22 protein-coding genes are annotated in these 22220 nt (G+C 61.3%); 6 read left to right on the top strand and 16 right to left on the bottom strand.

From position 1 onward, the window contains the following. Positions 1 to 298 precede the first annotated feature (298 nt). The 5 genes from glnA to AC2S2E_RS17590 all read right to left on the bottom strand — a co-directional run bounded on the left by glnA (position 299) and on the right by AC2S2E_RS17590 (position 5234). Entirely contained in the window at positions 299 to 1708 is a 1410-nt protein-coding gene (glnA, locus tag AC2S2E_RS17610; RefSeq protein WP_486523247.1) for a type I glutamate--ammonia ligase, read from the bottom strand. An 88-nt stretch (positions 1709 to 1796) separates the two neighbouring features. Then, positions 1797 to 2135 carry a P-II family nitrogen regulator gene (locus tag AC2S2E_RS17605; protein WP_168605132.1) on the bottom strand — a complete coding sequence of 113 codons (339 nt, stop codon included), beginning with the start codon at positions 2133 to 2135 and terminating at the stop codon, positions 1797 to 1799. Positions 2136 to 2476: 341 nt separating this feature from the next. After that, positions 2477 to 3403, bottom strand: coding sequence for an N-acetyl-gamma-glutamyl-phosphate reductase (argC, locus tag AC2S2E_RS17600; protein WP_486523246.1), 927 nt, complete (start codon positions 3401 to 3403; stop codon positions 2477 to 2479). Then, complete coding sequence (locus AC2S2E_RS17595; RefSeq protein ID WP_486523245.1) at positions 3400 to 3582, bottom strand: hypothetical protein; 183 nt, start codon at positions 3580 to 3582, stop codon at positions 3400 to 3402. The genes argC and AC2S2E_RS17595 overlap by 4 nt, the downstream gene beginning before the upstream one ends. Positions 3583 to 3806: 224 nt before the next feature. Further along, positions 3807 to 5234 carry a leucyl aminopeptidase family protein gene (locus AC2S2E_RS17590; protein WP_486523244.1) on the bottom strand — a complete coding sequence of 476 codons (1428 nt, stop codon included), beginning with the start codon at positions 5232 to 5234 and terminating at the stop codon, positions 3807 to 3809. Positions 5235 to 5346: 112 nt separating this feature from the next. Here AC2S2E_RS17590 and AC2S2E_RS17585 point away from each other — a divergent pair, with 112 nt between their 5' ends. Both AC2S2E_RS17585 and map read left to right on the top strand, forming a co-directional pair. Beyond that, entirely contained in the window at positions 5347 to 6162 is an 816-nt protein-coding gene (locus AC2S2E_RS17585; RefSeq protein WP_486523243.1) for a DUF4163 domain-containing protein, read from the top strand. A gap of 61 nt (positions 6163 to 6223) precedes the next feature. Beyond that, positions 6224 to 7048 (top strand): type I methionyl aminopeptidase, encoded by an 825-nt coding sequence (gene map / locus AC2S2E_RS17580; protein ID WP_486523242.1) that lies wholly within the window; start codon positions 6224 to 6226, stop codon positions 7046 to 7048. A 56-nt stretch (positions 7049 to 7104) separates the two neighbouring features. Here the strand turns inward: map and AC2S2E_RS17575 are convergent, their stop codons facing one another. Then, positions 7105 to 7881 (bottom strand): sulfite exporter TauE/SafE family protein, encoded by a 777-nt coding sequence (locus AC2S2E_RS17575; protein WP_476105186.1) that lies wholly within the window; start codon positions 7879 to 7881, stop codon positions 7105 to 7107. Positions 7882 to 8096: 215 nt separating this feature from the next. Further along, on the bottom strand, positions 8097 to 10280 hold the full coding sequence (gene katG / locus AC2S2E_RS17570) for a catalase/peroxidase HPI (RefSeq protein WP_486523241.1): 2184 nt from the start codon (positions 10278 to 10280) through the stop codon (positions 8097 to 8099). A 196-nt stretch (positions 10281 to 10476) separates the two neighbouring features. On the opposite strand from katG, the gene AC2S2E_RS17565 reads away from it, so the two are divergent. Together AC2S2E_RS17565 and AC2S2E_RS17560 are read left to right on the top strand one after the other, a co-directional pair. Next, on the top strand, positions 10477 to 11481 hold the full coding sequence (locus tag AC2S2E_RS17565; RefSeq protein WP_486523240.1) for an NAD(P)H-dependent flavin oxidoreductase: 1005 nt from the start codon (positions 10477 to 10479) through the stop codon (positions 11479 to 11481). Between the two features lies 1 nt (position 11482). After that, positions 11483 to 11818 (top strand): hypothetical protein, encoded by a 336-nt coding sequence (locus AC2S2E_RS17560; RefSeq protein ID WP_486523239.1) that lies wholly within the window; start codon positions 11483 to 11485, stop codon positions 11816 to 11818. A gap of 9 nt (positions 11819 to 11827) precedes the next feature. Here the strand turns inward: AC2S2E_RS17560 and AC2S2E_RS17555 are convergent, their stop codons facing one another. The 6 genes from AC2S2E_RS17555 to AC2S2E_RS17530 all read right to left on the bottom strand — a co-directional run bounded on the left by AC2S2E_RS17555 (position 11828) and on the right by AC2S2E_RS17530 (position 18278). Then, positions 11828 to 12613, bottom strand: coding sequence for a glutathione S-transferase family protein (locus AC2S2E_RS17555; RefSeq protein ID WP_486523238.1), 786 nt, complete (start codon positions 12611 to 12613; stop codon positions 11828 to 11830). Then, positions 12613 to 13377, bottom strand: a complete 765-nt coding sequence (locus AC2S2E_RS17550; RefSeq protein WP_486523236.1) for a glutathione S-transferase family protein — start codon at positions 13375 to 13377, stop codon at positions 12613 to 12615. Before AC2S2E_RS17550 ends, AC2S2E_RS17555 begins: the two co-directional genes overlap by 1 nt. Continuing rightward, the gene (locus tag AC2S2E_RS17545) at positions 13374 to 13745 is read right to left on the bottom strand and encodes a hypothetical protein (RefSeq protein ID WP_486523234.1); all 372 of its coding nucleotides are present in this window, start codon (positions 13743 to 13745) and stop codon (positions 13374 to 13376) included. Before AC2S2E_RS17545 ends, AC2S2E_RS17550 begins: the two co-directional genes overlap by 4 nt. Next, positions 13745 to 14173, bottom strand: a complete 429-nt coding sequence (locus tag AC2S2E_RS17540; RefSeq protein ID WP_486523233.1) for a c-type cytochrome — start codon at positions 14171 to 14173, stop codon at positions 13745 to 13747. Before AC2S2E_RS17540 ends, AC2S2E_RS17545 begins: the two co-directional genes overlap by 1 nt. Further along, positions 14170 to 15747, bottom strand: a complete 1578-nt coding sequence (locus tag AC2S2E_RS17535) for an FAD-binding oxidoreductase (protein WP_486523232.1) — start codon at positions 15745 to 15747, stop codon at positions 14170 to 14172. The genes AC2S2E_RS17540 and AC2S2E_RS17535 overlap by 4 nt, the downstream gene beginning before the upstream one ends. Before the next feature lie 143 nt (positions 15748 to 15890). Next, complete coding sequence (locus AC2S2E_RS17530) at positions 15891 to 18278, bottom strand: TonB-dependent receptor (RefSeq protein ID WP_476105174.1); 2388 nt, start codon at positions 18276 to 18278, stop codon at positions 15891 to 15893. Between the two features lie 203 nt (positions 18279 to 18481). Here AC2S2E_RS17530 and AC2S2E_RS17525 point away from each other — a divergent pair, with 203 nt between their 5' ends. After that, entirely contained in the window at positions 18482 to 18991 is a 510-nt protein-coding gene (locus AC2S2E_RS17525; protein ID WP_486523231.1) for a MarR family winged helix-turn-helix transcriptional regulator, read from the top strand. On the opposite strand, the gene AC2S2E_RS17520 is transcribed toward AC2S2E_RS17525, so the two are convergent. Further along, positions 18976 to 19677: a nuclear transport factor 2 family protein gene (locus tag AC2S2E_RS17520; RefSeq protein ID WP_476105172.1), complete on the bottom strand. Its 702-nt coding sequence runs from the start codon at positions 19675 to 19677 to the stop codon at positions 18976 to 18978. The genes AC2S2E_RS17525 and AC2S2E_RS17520 overlap by 16 nt on opposite strands. 89 nt (positions 19678 to 19766) lie before the next feature. Here AC2S2E_RS17520 and AC2S2E_RS17515 point away from each other — a divergent pair, with 89 nt between their 5' ends. Then, positions 19767 to 20696, top strand: coding sequence for an SDR family oxidoreductase (locus AC2S2E_RS17515; protein ID WP_486523230.1), 930 nt, complete (start codon positions 19767 to 19769; stop codon positions 20694 to 20696). A 220-nt stretch (positions 20697 to 20916) separates the two neighbouring features. Here AC2S2E_RS17515 and AC2S2E_RS17510 read toward each other — a convergent pair whose 3' ends face one another. Together AC2S2E_RS17510 and AC2S2E_RS17505 are read right to left on the bottom strand one after the other, a co-directional pair. After that, entirely contained in the window at positions 20917 to 21705 is a 789-nt protein-coding gene (locus tag AC2S2E_RS17510; protein ID WP_476105170.1) for a CmcJ/NvfI family oxidoreductase, read from the bottom strand. 11 nt (positions 21706 to 21716) lie between these two features. Then, positions 21717 to 22214: a DUF3237 domain-containing protein gene (locus AC2S2E_RS17505; protein WP_292687535.1), complete on the bottom strand. Its 498-nt coding sequence runs from the start codon at positions 22212 to 22214 to the stop codon at positions 21717 to 21719. Between the last annotated feature and the right edge of the window lie 6 nt (positions 22215 to 22220).

Below are 22220 nucleotides of genomic sequence, written 5' to 3'. Positions count from 1 at the left end.
CGTCCCTTTGCAATCCCGTTACTGTCGATGATGCGCTATGGGTTTGGCCTTGGGGGCGGACGCGGCGTTAATAGGTAGAGTCTGCGGCGCTTTTTTGGGCTGCGCTTGCTGCGCCGCAGGCTTTCAAATCATCAGCCCAAAACCGCCCTGGCAGACCTCCCACCACCCTATTTATGGGATTGCAAAGGGACGAGTCTCTTTGCCCGCCGGAGGCACAAATCCCCGGGTCGCAGAAACCAAAAAAGGCGCCCGGTTTCCCGGACGCCCTTCTTGTGCCTTGGCAAGCAGACCTGAAAGATCAGGCGCTGTAGTACATGTCGAACTCGACGGCCGACGGCGTGGTTTCCCAGCGCAGCACTTCGGGCCACTTGAGTTCGAGGTAGGAGTCGATCTGGTCCTTGGTGAACACGCCGCCTTCGAGGAGGTAGTCGTGGTCAGCAGCCAGCGAGTCCAGAGCTTCACGGAGCGAACCGCAAACGGTGGGGACTTCGGCCAGCTCTTCAGGCGGCAGATCGTACAGGTTCTTGTCCATGGCTTCGCCGGGGTGGATCTTGTTCTTGATACCGTCAAGACCAGCCATCAGCAGAGCGGCATAGCACAGGTAGGGGTTGGCCATCGCGTCGGGGAAGCGGAATTCAACGCGCTTCGCCTTGGTGCCGGCGCCGTAGGGGATGCGGCACGAGGCCGAACGGTTACGGGCCGAATAAGCCAGCAGAACGGGGGCTTCATAGCCCGGCACCAGACGCTTGTAGCTGTTGGTGGTCGGGTTGGTGAAGGCGTTCAGCGACTTGGCGTGCTTGATGACGCCGCCGATGAAGTACAGGCAGGTTTCCGACAGGCCAGCATAGCCGTTGCCGGCGAACGTGTTGGCGCCCTTATCCCAGATCGAGATGTGGGTGTGCATGCCGCTGCCGTTGTCCTTCATGATCGGCTTGGGCATGAACGTGGCGGTCTTGCCATAGGCATTGGCGACCTGATGCACGACATACTTGTAAACCTGCATGCGGTCGGCGGTGGTCACCAGCGTACCGAAGGTCAGACCCAGTTCGTGCTGCGCCGAGGCCACTTCGTGGTGGTGCTTGTCGCAGGGCAGGCCCATGTCGATCATGGTGTTGACCATTTCGCCGCGGATGTCGACCAGGCTGTCGACCGGAGCCACGGGGAAATAGCCGCCCTTGGCGCGCGGACGGTGGGCAAGGTTGCCACCTTCGTAGGCCTTGTTCGAGTTGGTCGGCAGTTCGATGTCGTCGATCGAGAAGCCGTTGCCGTTGTAGCCGTCGTAGAAGCGCACGTCGTCGAACACGAAGAATTCAGCTTCGGGGCCGACATAGACGGTGTCGCCAAGGCCGGTCGACTGCACGAAACCTTCGGCGCGCTTGGCGGTCGAACGGGGGTCGCGGGCATAGAGTTCGCCGGTCGAGGGTTCGACAATGTCGCAAACCAGGATCAGCATCGGGGTGGCCGAGAACGGATCGACATAAACAGCGTCGAGGTCGGGCTTGAGGATCATGTCCGACTCGTTGATGGCCTTCCAGCCTTCGATCGACGAGCCGTCAAACATCAGGCCGTCTTCGAGTTCGCTTTCACCCAGAACCGAGGCGACCATGGTGAGGTGCTGCCACTTGCCCTTGGGGTCGGTGAAGCGCAGGTCGACCCACTCGATTTCCTCATCCTTGATCCGCGCAAGGATGTCTGCTGCAGTTGCCATTCCGATAGTTCTCCGCATTATGGCCAGGGTTGATGCAATCGAACCCGGGCAAAAATTGAAATTTCAGGCCGTCGGCACTGATGGATAATCAGACCGCGTCGTTGTCGCGTTCGCCGGTGCGGATACGCAGGGCATTGTCGACCGGGATCACAAAGATCTTGCCATCGCCGATGCGGCCGGTCTGGGCCGCGCCCGCGATTGCTTCGACCACGCGCGCCGCCAGATCGTCGGCCACCACCACTTCAAGTTTTACCTTGGGCAGGAAATCGACAACATATTCAGCGCCGCGATACAGTTCGGTGTGACCCTTCTGGCGGCCAAAACCCTTGGCCTCGGTCACGGTGATGCCGGACACGCCCACTTCGTGCAGCGCTTCCTTCACCTCGTCCAGCTTGAACGGCTTGATGATCGCCTCGATCTTTTTCACGCCTGCACCATCCCTCATTGGCGGGGCCGGAAGGGCCGCCGCAGTGCGCAATTACGCCAGCGCCCGGACCCAGGGGGCCGGACCTGATACGGTTGACGCTGGTAAGGATCTATCAAGATTCGTGCCAGAGTCGGTTGGGATGGGATAGGACAAAGCAAGCCAGAGGAAAACCTCTGAAATGAGGGTTTGTGCGAAAGATTTTCTGGAAAACCGGGGGGTCGCGGGCAGGATAATGACTCAAACCGCCAAATTTGCGATCAATTTTTAGGCAGGCCTGCCTGCATTTTAGGCAAAGCTCGAAAAGGGGCTCTTCCGCGCGGAAAAAGCCTCTTTCGTTTTAATCAGAGCGCGAGGCCTGCCGTTTCGGGCAGACCGGCCATCAGATTGAGGCTTTGTACCGCAGCCCCGCTGGCGCCCTTGCCCAGATTGTCGAGCATGGCCACCAGTCGGACTTGCGTGCCCGCATCATTGGCAAAGACGTGAAGCGTCAGCGCGTCGGAAGGTTCCATTGATGCGCGCAGCAACAGTTCGGACGGCGTTGCCGCCTCGGCGACGCGGACCACCGCGCTGCCTTCGTAAAAGGCGGCCAGACCTTTGCGCAGGGCATCCGCCGAAGCCGCGCCGGGGATGGCCGCCAAAGGCAGCGGCACTTCGACCCACATGCCGCGATGGGCCGGGATCACGCTGGGGGCAAAAATCGGTTCATGCACCAGACCGGCATAACGCGTCATTTCGGGCACATGCTTGTGCCCCATGCCCAGACCATAGGCGCGGAAGGCAATGTCGCGGTCTTCCTCGAAACGCTCGATCAACGCCTTGCCGCCGCCCGAATATCCCGAAACGGCATTGACCGTATAGGGCCAGTCGGCAGGCAACAGTCCGGCGCGCACCAGCGGCGCGATCAGGGCGATAAAGCCGGTGGGATAGCAGCCGGGGTTGGCCACGCGATCCGCGCCCGCCACCACATCGCGCCCGACGATTTCGGCAAAGCCATAGGTCCAGCCCGGCGCCACGCGATGGGCGGTGCTGGCGTCGATGATGCGCACCTTGGACCCTTGCGCCATCTCGACCGCTTCGCGCGCGGCATCGTCATGCAGGCACAGGATCGCGAAATCGGCCGAATGCAGCGCTTCCTTGCGGGCAGCGCTATCCTTGCGGCGGGCATCGTCCAGAATGATCAGGTCAAATTCGCCGCGACCACCCAGCCGGTCGGCGATTTCAAGCCCCGTGGTGCCCGCGGCACCATCGATGAACACGCTGTAGGTCATGCCAGTTTCTCCAGTTGATCGGCGGCGACATAGCCGACCACGCCGCCGGGCACTTCGCCCCAGGCATGGCCGCCCGCCAGATCGAGCACGTCAAATTGAGCGCCCTCGCCAAGAGTGGCCAGAGCGTCGCCGCCCGGCGTCTTGAGGATGGTGATGTCACCGCGTGCGCGATGCGGCATCGGTACCACATAATGTGGGACAAATACTTTACCGGCCAAACGGATATGCGCGACGTCCCCTCGGACCGGGACACTGGCCGGATCTGGTTTTGCCGCAGGGCCGCTCAACGCGAAAGAAGCGCCCAAAGCTGGAACCGGATTTTCAAACATGGCCAAAGTCGTCTGCCCCCGAAAAGGAAAGGCGCGCGCTTAGCGGGAAGGGGGGGATTCTGCAAGTTTTGCCGTCAAGCGCCCCCAAATCGCCCCTTCACCATCGCCCATGCCGCGCGCAATCCGATCGCATCGCCGCCCTTGGGCCGCCCCGGCTTGGCCGATGGGCGCCATGCGAAAGTGTCGAAATGCGCCCAATCGATGCCTTCACCGACAAAGCGGTCGAGGAAAAGCGCGGCGACACTGGCCCCGGCAAAACCGCCCGATGGGGCATTGTTCATGTCGGCAATGTCCGATTTCAGCCATTCGCGATAGCCATCATACAAGGGCAGGCGCCAGACCGGATCATCCTTGGCAAGGCCAGCATCGATCAATGCCTGCGCCGTATCGTCGCGCCGCGTAAACATCGCGGGCAGGTCCGGTCCCAGCGCCACACGCGCCGCACCCGTCAGCGTGGCAAAATCGATGATCAGATCGGGTTTAAACTCACTGGCACGATAAAGCGCATCGCCAAGGATCAGGCGACCTTCGGCATCGGTGTTGCCGATTTCGACCGAAATGCCGGCGCGGCTTTTCAACACGTCGCCGGGGCGGAACGAACCGCCCGAGACCGCATTTTCCACCGCCGGGATCAACAGGTGCAACCGCACTTTCAACCCGCTTTCCATCACCAGCCGGGCAAGGGCAAGCGCATGGGCCGCCCCGCCCATGTCTTTCTTCATCAACAGCATCGCGCTGGACGGTTTGATGTCCAGACCGCCGGAATCGAAACATACCCCCTTGCCGACAATCGCCAGACGCGGGGCCTTTTCATCGCCCCATTCCAGTTCGATCATACGCGGGGCATGGCTGCGCGCGGCGGCGCGGCCGACCATGTGGACCATGGGGTAATCATGCTCCAGCGCCTCGCCCCGCGTGACCTTGAGGGTGGCGCGATAGGCCTTGGCCAGCAATTCGGCCTCGTGCTCCAATTCGGCCGGGCCAAGGTCTTCGGCAGGCGTGTTGACCAGATCGCGCACCAGCGCCACCGCGCCCGCTTCGGCCAGAGCCGGAGCAATCGCCTTGACCTCGGTGGTCAACAGGATGCGCGGCGTTTCGCCATTGCCGTCCTTGCGATAGCGGTCATAGCGATATTGCCCCAAGGCCCATCCGACAAAAGCCGCGCCCGCCACACACGGCGCCGCCGGAACAAGGCGATAGGTGCCCCCCGGCAGGCTCTCGCCCAGTTTCCCAAGGCACCAGCTTGATAGCGTTTCCAGCTTTGCCACGCCTGCGACCACGGCAAAACCGTCGCCGTCGGGGAGGATGGCATAACCACCCGCATCGCCCTTGAACTTCTGCCCGCTCAATGCCGCGCGCTGGGCGGCAGTGCGGGATTTGAGCCATTCCTCATACACCGCCTTTTCCACCAGATGGATCGGCACTGCGGCCTGTTGGCGGTCGGGCTGGACCAGATCGTTGGCGAGCATCGGGGCGGCGGGGTCGTTCTGAGTCTTGGACATGCCCCCCTTATGGGCGCAAGGGGGCGGGTGCATCAATCCAGATTATGATCGCACTTGCACGGGGGGCGGGCGGCTCTATCCTTGGGCAGATACGGAATTGGAGTTTGAAATCATGGTGACGTCGCGGGCAATCTGGGTTTCGGTGGGGGCATTGTGCCTTGCCGCCTGCGGTGAAACCAATGAAACCGCGTCACAGGCGACCAATGCCGCATCCAGCGCGGTGCCCGCCCCGCCTTCGCCGCCCGCACCCGAACCGGGCGTGGCGCGCAAGGTGAAAATCTCGAACGACTTCTTTGAATTTAACTACAGCTATCCTGCCGCCGCCGCCGCAATTGTGCCGCTCAAGGCATGGCTGGACGCGGACAGCGACAAGCAGCAGACCCGTCTGGCCAAGGAAGCCCGCGCCGCCGCCAAAGAGGCGAAGAATGAGAATTTCCCCTTTCGCCCGTGGGCACAGGGGGTGGATTGGAAAGTGGTCACCGACTTGCCGGGATGGTTGAGCCTGTCGGCAACGGTGTTTGAGGATTCGGGCGGGGCGCATCCCAACCATGGCTATAGCGCGATGATGTGGGACAAGGGCGCGAACCAGAAGCGCGTGGCGCAGGACCTGTTTACCAGTAAGGCCGCGCTGTCATCCGCCATTCGTGAACCGTTCTGCGCGCTGCTGGATAAAGAGCGGGCCAAGCGCCGGGGCGAACCGGTGGTGCGATCGGATGAATGGCCCAACAATTGCATCGATCCGGCCCAATCCACCGTCATTCTGGGCAGCAGCGACAAGGCGCATTTCAACCGCATCGGCATTCTGGTCGGCCCCTATGAGGCGGGGTCCTATGCCGAGGGGGATTATGAGATCACCCTGCCGGTGGATGCGCGGGTGATGGCGGCGGTGCGCCCGGAATATCGCGACAGCTTTGCCTTGGGGAAGTAGGCGGGCGGCAAATGAGCCTGCGCCCTCTGTCAATTTTCGTGTTTGACGCTATATGGGCCGCATGACTCAATATCAGATCGTCGCTGATGGCGACACCGTGCTGCGCGACGGCACGATCAAGCTGCATGGCCCCGCCGGTTTTGAAGGTATGCGCCGTGCCGGTCGTCTGGCCGCGGAAATCCTTGATGCCTTGACCGATGTGGTCAAGCCGGGTGTGACCACGGGCGAAATCGACGACATCGTGCGTCAGATGACGCTGGATGGCGGCGCGGTTCCGGCCACGTTGGGCTATCGCGGCTTTGCGCATAGCTGCTGCACATCGATCAACCATGTGATTTGTCACGGCATTCCGGGCGACAAGGTGTTTAAGGACGGCGATATCGTCAACATTGACGTGACCCCGCTGCTCGACGGGTGGCATGGCGATTCCAGCCGGATGTATCTGGTGGGCGATGTGCCGTTAAAGGCGCGGCGTCTGGTCGATGTGACCTATGAATGCCTGATGATCGGCGTCGATATGGCGCGTCCGGGCGTGCGTCTGGGCGACATCGGCCATGCGATCCAGCGCCATGCCGAGGCCCATCGTTACGGCGTGGTGCGCGATTTCTGCGGCCATGGCGTGGGCCGTCTGTTCCATGATTCGCCCGAAGTGGTGCATGTCGGCACGCCGGGCACTGGCCCTGAATTGAAGCCGGGCATGTTCTTTACCATCGAACCGATGATCAATCTGGGCAAGGCCGGGGTCAAGATGCTCGACGATGGCTGGACGGCGGTGACGCGTGACCGCTCGCTTTCGGCGCAGTTCGAGCATTCGATCGGCATTACCGAGGATGGCTGCGAGATCTTTACCCTCAGCCCCAAGGGGTTGCACAAGCCGCCCTATTGAACGGTTTGGAATGGACGCAAAAAAGGGGCGGGCCGTGATGGCGCCGCCCCTTTTCGTTACGCCAGCGCCTTGTAGATCGCAAAGGAACTGGTCGCCATCAACACGATGCTGACCATGATCAGCAGGTTCTTGGGCGAAATCCGCTTGGCAAACCATGCGCCAAAGGGGGCAGCCAAAAGACCGCCGACCAGCAAGCCGCTGGTGACGGTGGTAAAGGCGGAAAAGCCCGAATTGTAGATGAACGTGGCCGATACGGCAAAGGTCAGCAGAAATTCAGCCGTGTTGACGGTGCCCACGGTCTTGCGCGGATCGGTGCCTTGCAACAACAGGTTGGATGTCACCACCGGCCCCCATCCGCCGCCGCCCGAAGCATCGAGAAAACCGCCGACCAGCCCCAGCGGCATCGTGATTTTGGCCTCGTCATGCAGCTTTTCCGAAGGGTAGTGGAACGCCTTGTAAAACAGATAAAGTCCGATGGCGGCCAGATAGGCCATCACCAAAGGCCGCGCCACCGAGGCATCGACATTCGACAACACCGTCGCCCCAGCGACCCCGCCGATCACGCCCGGCACGGCCAGACGCCCAAACAGTTTCCAGTCCACATTGCGATGCAGGATATGGCTCAGTCCCGAAGCGCCGGTGGTGAAGAATTCCACCAGATGGACGCCCGCGCTGGCCCGCGCCGGGGGCACACCCATGGCGCTGACCAGCAAAGTGCTGGAAATCACGCCAAAGGCCATGCCCAATGCGCCATCGACCAATTGCGCGGCAAAGCCGATGCCAACGTAGGGCAAAATCGCTTCAATGTTTAACGAGGCGAGGGTGAAGGACACGCGTGACTCTCTTATCTCTGACGCCGCCCATTGTGACGGGCGATTGTGGACCTCTAAAGAACCAGATTAACGCGGAGCGTGCAGCAAAGAAATTCTATTGATATGCTTGAGATTGAATATTCCAAGCAAAACCCCGCCTCCAGCATGGCCGAAGGCGGGGCCGTTTAGAACCGGGGTGAGGGATGGTCCCGGTTCCTATGCTCCAATATGGTCTATCAGAGATCGAAGCGGTCCGCCTCCATCACTTTCGTCCATGCCTGGGCAAAGTCATTCACGAAACGTGGCAATGCATCGTCGGTGGCATAATGTTCGGCCAATGCCCGCAATTGCGAGTTTGAACCAAAGATCAGATCGACCCGGCTGCCCTGCAACTTGGCTGCGCCCGTTGCCCGATCATGGCCGGTAAAGGTGCCATCCTCATTCTGTTTCCACACCAGCGCCGTGGTCGCGCCCAGCAGGTTGCGGAAGAAGTCATTGGACAACACCCCTTCGCGGGTTGTGAACACGCCCAGCTTTGAACCACCGCTGTTGGCGCCCAGAACCCGCAGGCCGCCCACCAGCACCGTCATCTCCGGCGCCGTCAGGCCCAGCAATTGCGCGCGATCGACCAACAGTTCCTCTTCCGACCGCGCCATCGGGCCGGAGCGGAAATTGCGGAAACCATCGACCTTGGGCTCCAGCACGGCAAAGCTTTCCGCATCGGTCTGCTCCGCCGTGGCATCGGTGCGGCCCGGCGTGAAGGGCAGGGTGATGTCCACCCCCGCCGCCTTGGCCGCCGATTCCACCGCCGCCGTCCCGCCCAGCACGATCAGATCGGCCAGACTGACCCGCTTGGGCGCATAGGCTTCATCGAAGCTGGCCTTGATCCCGGCATAGACCGTCAGGGCCTTTGCCAGTTCGGCCGGATCATTGACCGCCCAATCGCGTTGCGGCGCCAGAGCGATGCGCGCGCCATTGGCACCGCCGCGCCGGTCCGACCCGCGATAGGTGCTGGCCGAGGCCCATGCCGTTGCCACCAGACGCCCGATCGACAGGCCTGAATCCAGAATGGCCGTCTTGAGCAAGGATATATCCGCGTCCTCGATCAACGGGTGATCGACCACCGGCACCGGGTCCATCCAGATGCGCGGTTCATTGGGAACCTCGCTGCCCAGATAGCGCGTGATCGGCCCCATATCGCGGTGGGTCAGCTTGAACCAGGCCTCGGCAAAGGCCTGCGCCAATTGATCGGGGTTTTTGTGGAAATTCTCACTGATGGCGCGATAGGCCGGGTCGGTGATCAGCGCGATATCACTGGTGAACATAATGGGGGCGTGACGCCGCGCCGGATCATGCGCGTCGGGCACCGTGCCTGCGCCGGCATCACCCTTGGGCTTCCACTGGTGCGCGCCGGCGGGGCTCTTGGTCAATTCCCATTCGTAGCCCAGCAGCGTGTCGAAATAGCCGTTGTCCCATTGCGTCGGGTTCGGCGTCCACGCGCCCTCCAGCCCGCTGGTGATGGCATCGCCGCCGCGGCCCGTGCCGTGGCTGCTGATCCAGCCCAGACCCTGCGCGGTGATATCGGCCGCTTCGGGATCGGCGCCGATAAGGGCGGCATCGCCTGCGCCATGGGCTTTGCCAAAGGTGTGGCCGCCCGCGATCAGGGCGACGGTTTCGATATCATCCATCGCCATACGGGCGAACGTGTCGCGAATGTCGCGCGCCGAAGCCATCGGGTCGGGCGTGCCATTGGGGCCTTCGGGGTTCACATAGATCAGGCCCATCTGGACCGCGGCCAGCGGATCTTCCAGATCGCGGTCTCCCGAATAGCGTTCGTCATCCAGCCATTTGGCTTCCGGGCCCCAATAGACGTCGTCTTCGGGTTCCCAGATATCCTCGCGCCCGCCGCCGAAACCGACCGTGGGCAGGCCCATCGATTCCAGCGCGCAATTGCCGGTCAGGATCATCAGGTCGGCCCAGCTCAACGCCTCGCCATACTTCTGCTTGATTGGCCAGAGCAGCAGGCGCGCCTTGTCCAGATTGACATTGTCGGGCCATGAATTGAGCGGGGCGAACCGCTGATTGCCGGTCGAGGCCCCGCCGCGTCCGTCAAACGTGCGATAGGTGCCCGCGCTGTGCCAAGCCATACGGATGAACAGCGGGCCATAATGGCCGTAATCGGCGGGCCACCAGTCCTGACTGTCGGTCATCAGTGCAAAGATGTCGGCCTTGACCGCGTCCAGATCGAGCGCGGTGAAAGCCTGCGCATAATCGCCCTGTTTGGGTGCGACCTTTTCGCTGTGCTGAGACAGGATTTTCAGGTTCAGCCGGTTGGGCCACCACATGTCATTGGTCAGAGCGGCGACCACCGCCGTGCGGCTGGCTTTTGCGTGAAACGGGCATTTCGATTCGGCGTTCATGGTGCATCCCCTTTGGTTTGCCTGATGGCCAGAGCACTATCTTATGTTTATTGATCGACTAAACTGCATGATTGTATGACAGTGATCGAATTTGCCGATTGTGGCATTCAGCATGGCTTGCCTGTTGCGCGGTTGCGAACTAAGGGCCCGCATCGGATTTCGCGCGCGCCGCGCCACCAGACAGGAGTATACGCCCATGCCCACCAAGACTGAAGCGCTGATGGCGCGCGGCAAGGAATTTCTGGGCACCGAATATGCGATCCTGTGCGGCGCGATGAGCTGGGTTTCGGAACGCAATCTGGTGTCGGCCATCAGCAACGCTGGTGGCTTTGGCGTGATTGCCTGCGGGGCGATGACGCCCGAATTGCTGGACGCCGAAATCGAGGCGACCAAGGCGCTGACCTCCAAGCCCTTTGGCGTCAACCTGATCACGATGCACCCCAAGCTGTTTGAGCTGATCGAGGTTTGCCATAAGCATGGCGTGACCCATGTGGTTCTGGCCGGCGGCATCCCGCCCAAGGGCAGCGTCGAGGCGATCAAGGCTTTTGACGCCAAGGTGCTGGTTTTCGCCCCCACGCTGGCGCTGGCGAAGAAACTGCTCCGCAGCGGCGCGGATGCCTTGGTGATCGAAGGGTCGGAAGCGGGCGGTCATATCGGTCCGGTTGCAACGTCCGTACTGGCCCAAGAGTTCCTGCCTGCTCTGGCCGAAGACAACATTGTTTTTGTGGCGGGCGGCATCGGTCGCGGTGAGGCAATCGCTTCCTATCTGGAAATGGGCGCGGCGGGCGTGCAATTGGGCACCCGTTTTGCCGCGGCAAGCGAGAGCATTGCCCACCCCGATTTCAAAAAGGCCTTCTTCCGCGCCGCCGCGCGTGAGGCGGTCGCCAGCGTTCAGGTCGATCCGCGTCTGCCGGTGATCCCGGTTCGTGCGCTGAAAAACAAGGGCACCGAGGAATTCACCGCCAAGCAGCGCGAAGTCGCGGCCAAGCTGGATGCGGGCGAAGTTGACATGCACGATGCGCAGTTGATGATCGAACGCTACTGGGCCGGTGCGCTGCGCCGCGCGGTGATCGATGGCGACGTTGAAAATGGCTCGCTGATGGCGGGTCAGTCGGTGGGCATGGTCACCAAGGAAGAGCCGGTGGCCGACATCATGCAATCGCTGATCGCGGAATGCGAAGCAGCGCTCAGCAAGCGCTGAGATGGCACGCGCCGATCGTCTGGAACGGCTGGAAAGCCAGCGTGAAGAGGCCGAGGCCGAATATCGCGATGCCTTGATTGCGGCGCTGCGGGTGACCGCGGCGGGCCAGTGGGGCCTGTTTGATCATCAGCAGGATCGCCATGCGCGGGCCAAGGCCGCCCCGATGGTGGCCCAGCTTGATGAACTGGCCGATACGGTCAACGATCTGCGCGAAAAGCTCGGCATGGAGGAATTTGCCCTCCACGCCGAGTTTTTGGCCGCGCGCGGCCCGGTGCGCTCTGACGCTTTGGGCGAGCCGAAGAAGGCGGCGGCCTGGTTGGTTAAACTGGGGGCTTAACCCCAACGCCTAACCCCAACGGTTGATTTCCGGTCCGGGCGCCCAGACCCTTTCGGGATGGGCCACCGTTGCGCGGGCAAGGGCCGATTGCACGCTGGGCCGCGCCGCCATCCGCGCCATCCATGCGGTCATCAGCGGTTTTCCGGCAAACACTTCGGGCAACAGATCGACCATGCCGACCAGCCAGCCATAGGTTTCAAAATCGGCAATCGTGATCGGCCCCATCAGCCACTCACGCCCATCCTCCAATTGCTTTTCGACCATGGCGGCGGCGTCGGCAATCTTGGTCTTGCTGTCGGATTGCGCGGTTTCGGGAAAGGCCCCGCCGCGCGTGTCGATCCAGCGTTGGCGCAGATCGGTGGAGGCAATCGCAACAGTGATGGCATCAAAGTCCCCGTCGCTCATCGCGGCCAGAACCGGCGCGGCATAGGCCTGATTGCCCAGAAAGGCGGCGGCGGGCGCGCATCTTTCGGTGATGCGGCGACACCACATCATCATTTGCCAATGGGTATAGGGATCCTTGGGTTGTAACCCCGCCCCCGCCAGTTCGTCGAGATATTGGGCAAGGAACACCGATTCCTGACAGGCCTCGCCTTCGATCACCAACAGCGGCCCTTCGCCCTCGACGCCGATGTCGCGGGCCAGCGGTTCGGTAATGCCGGGAATCGTGTGCCTTTCGCCCGCCAGCAGGTTGATGGGCCGCGTTTCGATGCGATCCGAAAGCCCGCATTCGACCAGAACGGCCAGAACCGACAGGCTCGGCCCATTGGGCTGTCCATGATAGAGCACAGCCATCAGTCGATCCCTTCCATAATCAGGCTGTAACGATGGGCCAGATCGGTGCGGCCCATCGCCCATGTCCGCTTGACCGCATCACGTTCGTACACCCGTTTAAACCAACGCATGATGTTGGGCGTTTTGTCTTTCCCCGCCAGATCCGGTTGCGACAAAGGCAGCGAATAGGTCGAATTGAAGATATTGATGTCGGCAAGGCTGTAGCCATTCGATCCGACATAATCGCGCTTGCCCAATTCCTCCTCCAACAAGGCGATGCCATAGGCCACGCGGCGGCGGCTTTCGGCCAGCTCGGCCTCGCCAAATTGCCCGCTGATCGCCTTGCGCCATGCCACGCGCCGTTCGGGCAGGGGGATGCGGTCAATGGCGGCCTCCAACTCGGCCGGATCGCGTTTGCGCACCATTGGGCCGACGAAGACGCTCCACCCGATCATGGAGAAACTGGGGCCAAGCCATTGGTCCATGAATTTCATCCACCAACGGATGCGCCAGCGTTCCAGCGGATTGTCGGGCATCAGCGCGGGGCCGTCGAAGGCCTCGTTGACATATTCCATGATGGCGGTGGATTCGACCAGCACCCGCCCGTCATGCACCATGGCCGGAATCGTGCCCTGCGGATTGATGGCCAAATATTCGGGTCGGTGCTGATCAAAGGCCAGCATGTCGATGTAATGGCTGTCGAAGCCCACGCCCTTTTCCATCAGCGCCAGCATCGGCTTTCCCGAATTGGCGTTGGGTTCCCAGTGATAGAGGGCGACGCTCATGACTTGGCACTCTTGGTCAAGGTCCAGCGGAACAGGTGATCGCGCGCGGAAATCGGCGCAGGGCTGGGGCGATCGTCGGCGCTGCGCATGCCATTGAGGCGCAGGGCGAGCGAGAGCGCGACATAGTCGCTGCGCCGCGTCAGTCCCTCGACGCGGGCGATGGCACCCATCCTGCGCGGGTCTATCCGCCCCTGCGCCAGATCGTGGCGCAGGTTGTGGGACGATGCGGCGGCAAAACCGGCGCTTTCTGGGATGCGGCTGTCATAGACCAGCAGAGTGCGCGAGGCGGAGGCCAAGGCGGGCCGCGCGGCGATCAGCCCTGCGGCGCCTACCCCCTGCATCATACGGCGGCGGGATAGGCGCAGCATCACTTCTTCCCCTTTGCCGGTTTTTGGGAAAGATAGACGGCCACCGCATTCAATTCCGCATCGGTCAGGTCCACACGGGTCTGTGCAGGCATCGCGCCTTTGCCGCCGCGCACCACGGCTTTGACATAATCGGCCGTCAGATCGCGCCGATTGCTGAGCAATCCGTCCGAGGGCGGGCGCTTCATCATCATCATTTGCTTGGTCAGCAGGTTGGTGCCCATGCCGCCCGCAAAGTGGCAATAGCCGCAGGAATGTTCAAAGATCGCCTTGCCATCGCGTCCCGGTTGCAAACGGTCGCCGGCGGGTTGGGGGGCGCGCATCTGATAAGGCGGCAATTCCGGCACGCCGCCGGGCGCCCCCGGAGGCGACGCCAGCACAGCCACCGGGGCGATCATGGCCGCAAGGGCCATCAGGGACAGGCGGCTCATTGCGCGCCCTCCTTCTGCATGGCGCGATAGGCCGATGGCCAGACGCCCTGTTTGCCCGGCGCGATAATGCCATTGGGGTCGAGCGCATCCTTGATCTTTTCATCAAAGCGGCGCAGCGCGTGATCATTGAAATCAAAAGTTTCCATCACCCGGTCCATCCAGCCAAGATGGGTGCGATATTCGCCATATCCCGCCTTGGCGGTCTCGGTGATCAGCGCGTTGAACAGCTTTTTCATGTTCTCGACCTGCGCCGCATTGTCGCGGTCATACATCAGCATGTTGACATTATTGGCAAAACGCCCGCCGATGGTGAAGCTGGCATAGAAGTCGACATCGTGATCGGCGATGATCTTGCGGCTGCGCTTCAACTGTCCCATCACATGGTCGCCCGTGGCGGGTACGACGGGCGAAAAGCCCAGATGCGCGCCCCGGCCGCCCACCCAATCCGACATTTGCAACGGAACCGCCGATGGCGTCCCCAACGTCAGGTCGAGCGGCGGTTTGGGATCACCCTGACGCCACCAGACCTCCATCGCGGGGGCGGCAAGGTGGCGCTTGAAGGCCGATTTGATGACTTCGGCCTTGGCCTTGTTCACATTTTCATCGCCATAAAGCCGGATCGAGACGCGCCAGTAGCCAAGGTCATATTGTTTCAGCAATTCCTTGACGCGCCATTCGGGCATAGCGGTGGGCTTGTCCCAGAAATCCTTGCGCGTGCCCAACACGACGATCTTGCCCAGCCAGCTTGGGATAAAGACATTCTGGTCGATCAGTCCGGCGATTTTCAGCGGCGTGACCGTGTCGATAACCCAGCCGATGTCCTCTTCATTGGGAATGTCCCAGGTCAGTTCGAGGCTGGTTTCGGGCGCGGGCTGCATCCAGATTCCGGCCTTGGTCACGACGCCCAAATTCGACTGGCTGAAGGCCAAATCCCATGTCGGGCCGTAATTCATCGGGAACAGGTGCCAGGCCGGATTGTCCTTCATCGCGCCCATGCCGGTGCGCAAAAGATCGCCATCGGGCAGCACCGCCTCGATCCCGCACAGGTTGCGCGCGTGCAATCCATAGGGCGTATAACCAATGCCATGTTCCAGAGCATTGCCGATCACGCTGCCCCAGCCGTTGCCGGGGACCGAGAGCCACAGCGGGGCCTTTTGCCGCTCGACCTCGTCATGCAGGTCGAAAAAGCCCACGCCCGGTTCCACCACCGCATAGGCCAGTTTGGGGTCCAGTTCGAGGATGCGGTTCATCCGCCCCATGTCCAGCACCACCGACCCGGCCATGCGCGGCGCGGCGGTGCCATAGCCAAGGTTTTTACCCCGCGCGGCGGGCCAGAGCGGCACCTTGTATTCATTGGCGATGCGCACGATGGCGCGCACTTCCTCGACGGTCGCGGGGGCCACAGCGGCCGAGGCGGGCCATTGTTCGGCCGGACCGGGGGCATAGGCATCGGCATAGGCATCGCGATCTGTATCGGATGACATCACCCATCCGGCCCCCACAACCTCGGCAAAAGCCTTGAGCGCGGCGTCAAAGGATTGCGGGCTAACCCGCGGTGGCAGGGTCAGTTTCACGGACCTCTTCCTCTCCATTTTTTATAACAATTGTTATGGATGATGCGTTTCGAAGGTGCGCCTGTCAACCGAGAAATAGCCCAGCATAAAAAAGGGGGCGGACCTTTCGATCCACCCCCGAATTTCCCGGAAAATTATCGTTATCAGAACGACTTGCGCACCGAGATCGCCCATTCACGCGGGCGGCCAACATTGCTGTAAACCGTGCCTGCCGAGGCATAGAGCGCCTGGAAACGCAGCGGCAGATAGTAGTATTTGTCAAACAGGTTCGACACTTCAAAGCTGATCGCCAGATCCTGCTTGGGATTTTTCCAGGTCAGGCGCGCATTGGCGATGGCAAAGGCCGGGTTATAGTCCAGCGGGCTGGCCACCGTCAGGCGACCGATCTGCTGCTTGCCGGTATAGGCAAGGTCAAAGCGCGGGGTCAGCGTGCCGTTTTTGCCGCCCAGATCCGCCTTGTACTGGATGCCGAAACTGCCGCGCCAGTTGGGCGAGGTGATGGGATCGGTCAGCTTGATCGAGGTAACCTGCGCGCTGATCCGGTTCCATTCGCCATCGATCCAGCTCAGGCTGCCATCGATGTCCAGACCTTCAATCGGGCTGGCGCTGACTTCGGCTTCAAGGCCCCACATTTTGCCGTCACCGGCATTTTGGATCGCGGCGCAGGGGAAGGGATCGGTGCCGGGCGCAAAACCATCAAGCAGCGAGCAGTCCGAGATCGGCAGCTGGATGTTTTTGTAGTCATTGATGAAACCGGCAAGGTTCACGCGCAGACGACGGTCGAACAGATCGCTCTTGATGCCCAATTCATAGGAGGTCAGCGTTTCGGGACGGAACGTGCCATTGGTGGCCTGCGTCTTGGTGAAGGGACGCGCCGTGACGCCACCGCCCTTAAAGCCGGTGCTGACCGTGGCATAGGCCATCAATTGCGGATTGAAGCGATAGTCGGCCGAAATGCGCCAGTCGAGCTTTTCGCCGTCATAGTTGGCCTTGCTGCCATTGAGCGCGCCAACCCCGAACGGATCGACCAGCGGGCCGCCCGACCAGTTCTGACGCACGAACGTATAGTCCTTGTGCTCGCTGGTATAGCGCAGGCCGCCCGTCACGGTCAGCGCGGTTGTGGGGTGCAGGATGACCGTGGCAAAACCGGCCTTGGAATTGGCCTTCACCGGGTCATTACCCTGGAATTGCAGATAGAAGCTGGGCACATTCGGCACGATGTAGCGGATGTCCTGACGCGTGAAATAGACCGAGGTCTGATCATTGTAGAACCCGCCGACGGTCCATTCACCCAACGTGCCGATCTTGCCGTTCAGGCGCAGTTCCTGGCTGAAGAAGCGGAAGGTCAGGTCGTTATACCCGGCGCCGCCCGCCGGGGCATAGGGGGTGAAATCATCGTCCGTGCCAAAGGTCTGATGATACTTGCGATAGGCCGTGATCGCCTGAAGGTTGAGGTTGTCGCTGATCGTGTACTTCAGGTTGCTCGACACGCCCCAGCCGGTGAACATCGTGTTCAAGGGCATCGTATAGGCCTGTCCCGCCTGACCACCGGCGGGCATGTAGAAATTGGCGTAGGTGCAGAAATTGCCGCAACGGAAATCGACACCGCCGGTCTTGGCCGTATTGTTGACGGTCAGAACGCTGGCGGCATTGCTGCGGTTTTCATAGGTGTAATCGCCCGAGATGATCCAGTCGATCTTGTCATTCGGATTGTAACGGATCGAGGCGCGGGCACCGGTGTAGTTCTTTTCACCCAGCTTGCCGATCACGCAGCCTTTGCCGGTATTGGCATTGCCCGTGATGCCCAGCGAGTTGCCGGGATTGGCGCAGCCATAATCGATCATGTTCACATAGCCGTCCTGGCGCTTGTGAACGCCCGAAACGCGCACGAACAGCGAGTCGGTCAGCGCGAAATTCATGCTGCCGCGCAGGTCCAGACGGTTGCGCGCACCATAGGCGGCCTCGATATTGCCCGAATTTTCCGCGCTCGGCTTGGTCGAGAACATCTTGATCGCGCCGCCGATCGAGTTGCGCCCCGTCAGCGTACCCTGCGGCCCGCGCAGCACTTCGACCCGGTCAAGGTCGAGAAGGTCCATCACCGAACCCGTCAGCGAGGCATAATAAACATCGTCGATATAGATGCCCACACCCGGTTCATAGGCGGGGTTAAAGTCGTACTGACCAACACCGCGAACATAGGCGGCCATCGATGAACCAAAGGCGCCGCCCATTTGCGTGAGCTGGACGTTGGGGGCCTGCGCTGCGATCTGGCTGATGTCGGTCTGGTTGCGCGATTTCAACAGGTCGGAATTGACCGCCGTGATCGAGAGCGGCGTGTCCTGAAGTTTTTGCGAACGGAACTGGGCCGTCACCACGATTTCTTTCAGCCCATGCTCTTCGGCAGCGGGCGGGGCGTCGGCCGCAGGCGCCTCGGCCGCAAGGGCGGGCGCGGACAATGCGCAGGCCAGAGCCGGGATAGCAACCGCATGAACGAGGCGCGCGCGAGTAAAGATGCCAAAAGTCTTGGCCATGATTCCCTCTCCTATATCGGGCTTTTTCCGCCCTGATGTTTGTGAGTGATACATACGAATTTTGACTTGGCAAGAAGGCGTGCCGGATTTTCTTGAACACAAGCTGCTTGCGGGGGTCACTGATGCGAAAAGGTCACATTCGTTAATGTGAAAAGGGGAAAAAACTTGCCATTCCGCCCCTGAATGTGGTTAGTTTCACCACCATGAACAGCAGTAACAGCATGCCCAATTCCATGACGGAAACTCTGGCCGAGGACGATCTGACCCCGCTTCTGATCAGCCTGCTCAAATTGTGCAGCCTGATCGGTGATCCGATGAAGGTGGGCGTTTGTGACCCCTTTGATGCCTCCACCAGCGAGGTGAAAGTGCTGATGGCTCTGGCTGGTGAAGGGCCGCTGGCTGGACATGATCTGGTGCATATGACGGCCATGTCTCCGATGAATGTCAGCCGGGCGATTGCGGGGTGCAAGTCGCGCGGGTGGGTTGAGGATTATAACGACCCGGAAAATCGCCGCCGCCGCCCGGTCCGCTTGACCACAGAAGGCGAGGCGACCTATCGCCAGATGCAGCCCATGCTGCACGGCGTGGCGGAAAGTTTGTTGGGTAAATTGACCGTTCGGCAGCGCCGGGAAATGGACAATCTGACCTCGCTTGTACTGCGCCGCATCGCCGAATGGGACGCGGCACAGCCCAAGGATCAGGCCGGTTCCTGAACCTGATTGGCCAAAGCCGCGCCAAAGCGTGGATGGGCAAAATGCATCGGAACATCATGGCGATAGGGCCAAGTCTGGCGCAATTCGGCGGTGCGGATTTCATCCGGACCGATCGGATTGGCCGGATAGCATTCGGTCAGGGGCTGGAGATGCGCAGTGGTCTTTGACCAACCTGCTTCATAATCGCCCTGCCACTGCATCATGTAATCAAGGCGTTTGATTTTCCAGACGCCATTTTCCTTCACGTAATCATTCTCATAGATGCCCGCCTCCATGAATTGCAGCGGCAGGCCCTGCGGCTTGAACTCGCGGCTTTCGTGGCTGCCGCCAAACAGCATGCCGCGGAAACGGCCCTTGGCGGTTTGCCCGTCGGGGGCGATGGTGATGATGTCCTGCATCTGGAAATGGTCGAGCAAAAAGCCATAGGCGGGGCCTTCCTCGCCCGGCGCCAGGAACAGCGATTTGAACCATGTGCCATAGAGGCGATAGGCGCCTTCGCGGCCCTTGTAGATGCCGGAAAGAAAGATAACCTCGCCATCTTCGGCAAAGAGATTGGCAACGTCTTCGGCGCGGTTAAAATCGATATAGTAACCATAGGCCCAGTGCAGTCGGCGGATCGCGTTAATATCCTCCAATTCCTGCACACGGCGTTCCAGCGCGGCCAGACGGGTGTCTGTATCAGCCATTTCACTCTCCCATATTGCCAGCCCGATTCCTTGGGCTTATTTGTATGCTATACTAACAATAGTGGCCAACTTGGCGAGAGGGAAAATGCATGGGCGAGGAAACGAATGGCTGGCGCGGGCGCGTGGCCTTTATCAGCGGGGGCGTATCGGGGCTGGGCTTTGGCATTGCACGGGCCTTTGCGCTGGCCGGGATGCGCTTGGCGCTGTCCTATCGCAACGAGGATTACCGCAGCAAAGCCGCAGCATGGTTTGCGCAAAATGGTTTGGAAGAACCGCTTTGGGTGAGCCTTGACGTCACCGACCGCGATGGATTTGCCGCTGCGGCCCGGCGGGTTGAACAGCATTTCGGCGCGGTGCATGTGCTGGTCAACAATGCGGGCGTCTCGGTCTTTGGAAACACCGCCGATGCATCCTATGCCGATTATGACTGGATCATGGGGGTGAATTTCGGCGGGGTGGTCAATGGGATCACTTCTTTCCTGCCCGCGCTGCGCCGCGCCACCGGGCGCCGCCATGTCGTCAATATCGCCAGCATGGCCGCCTATCTGTCCGGCCCGCAGGCCGGGATCTATACCGCCAGCAAATTTGCGGTCCGGGGCCTGACCGAGAGCTTGCGCTATAATCTGGTGCCGCTGGGTATCGGTTGCTCGCTGGTGTGTCCGGCGCTGGTGGCCACCAATGCGTGGGACTCGGCCTTTCGCCGCCCCGCCGAATTTGTCGATAGCGGTTTTGGGCAGGTTGATCGCGGCGCGCTTGAACATTTCGGCAAGGCCTTTGCGGCGGGCATGGATCCGCTGGAGGCAGGGCAACGCATCCTGTCCGGCATGAGCGAAGGGCGTGGCCTGATCTTCACCCACCCTGAATTCGCCGAGGATTTCAGGGCGATTTATGAGGAGAGCATAGCCGCCCTGCCGTCGGATGAGGCACCGCCAGAGCGGTTGGAGGTCGAGCGGATGCGGCGGGCGGCAAACAAGGCGGCGCTGGAGGGGAAGGAAATTACGATTGTGGATTTGAATTGAGAGGAAGGAAGTTTGCCTCCGGCGGGCAAAGGGCGGGGGCCCTTTGCAATCCCCTTTCTGGGGTGGCGCAACCTTGGCGGTGAGGCGCTCATCCGCGAAGCGGCTTAATAGCCTGCGGCGCGGTAATGTTGCGCTTTGGGCGATATTGCGCACCACATAGACAGTATGGGGATTGCAAAGGGACAGAGTCCCTTTGCCCGCCGGAGGCACCCCTAAAAACCTACCACCAATAAGCCGTCGCCCGCATTTCAATACTAGACCGAGGCGGCGCGTCCCCCGGCGCGCTGGGATCATTAAACGCCACATGGGGGATATGCCGCGCGGCGGCCTCGTCGCTGTCCTTGGTTTTGAACAGGATGGCCTCGCCCACGTGCATGTCGGGATAGTAATACCAGCGATGCTCCGGATTATGCGCGACGACCAGACCTTCAAAGCCCCATTCGCGGCCATCTGGCTCGTCGAAAATCGCATCGGCTACGATCAGGTCCCCCGCCGCCACGCTGCGCGCATCGCACAGGGCGAGCGGCACGTCCTGCGGCGCGGGGGAAAGCGCGCGCCAGATGTTGATCGCGGCATAGCGGCGAAAGGAGCGCCCACCTGCGCCGCGCTCGGCCATCAAGCGCGATGATCCATCGGCCACGTCGATATGGGCAAAGCGCGCCGGGTGGGAATTGTTGCCGCTGCCCGCCAGACCCGATTTTTCCGAAAAGCGCAGGATGCCATGAGGCGACACTTTGACCTCGTCCGCCCCGGTGACGCGCTGGACCAGAGCGGCCAGTTCGGGCGCATAGACGCCTGCGATTTGTGCCGGGTCGCGCCAGTCGGACACCGCGCTATCGTGCCGCGCCAGTGTGAACCCTTCACGGTCAATGTCCGCGTTCAAATCCCGCGCGCTTTCCACACGCATCGGGTGCGACACGATATCCAGCACATCGCGGTGATGGGCATTGGCGTAATAGCGGGGCCGTTCCACCCCGCGTCCGGAATAGGCGATCTGGGCCAGGGGCATCGCGGCCTCCTTTACGTCAGTGCGTAATAGCGCACATGGTTGCCATCCGGGCGGCGCTCGCCGATGCCGATGAAGATGTGGCGCGTCAGCCAGTCATGCTTGCCCTTGCTGGTTTCAAAGCTGGGCTGGGCGCGCAGGTAGTATTCGGCATGGGGCACAGGGTCGCCCCCGGCAAAGGCCCATTGGCGCAGCCGGTCCATCACCCCCGGCTCGCGTCCCCACAGGAAGCCCTTGTTCTGCATATAGATCAGTGTGCCGTCTTCCTCCTCCAGCATATAGCGGGCGTCGAAACAGGCGGTGTCATCGGGGCGGAACAGCGCATAATCGCCGCCCGAATTGGGCACGGCGCGGCCTTTCAAACGCGGGCCTTCAAACGTACCCTCGTCGACATAGACTGCGCTGCGCATGCCGCCCGATGGGATATCGGGCACCATCTGCACCCGCGTAAAGCGCAGGGTGCAGGCGAAGGCGAATTCGAGGCGGGGGTTTTCCAGTGTCGAAAATTCCATGGGGTT

Source organism: Novosphingobium sp. 550D (assembly GCF_057401885.1).
The sequence above is the reverse complement of the archived record's forward strand: the minus strand, read 5'-3'. Positions and strand labels throughout refer to the sequence as shown.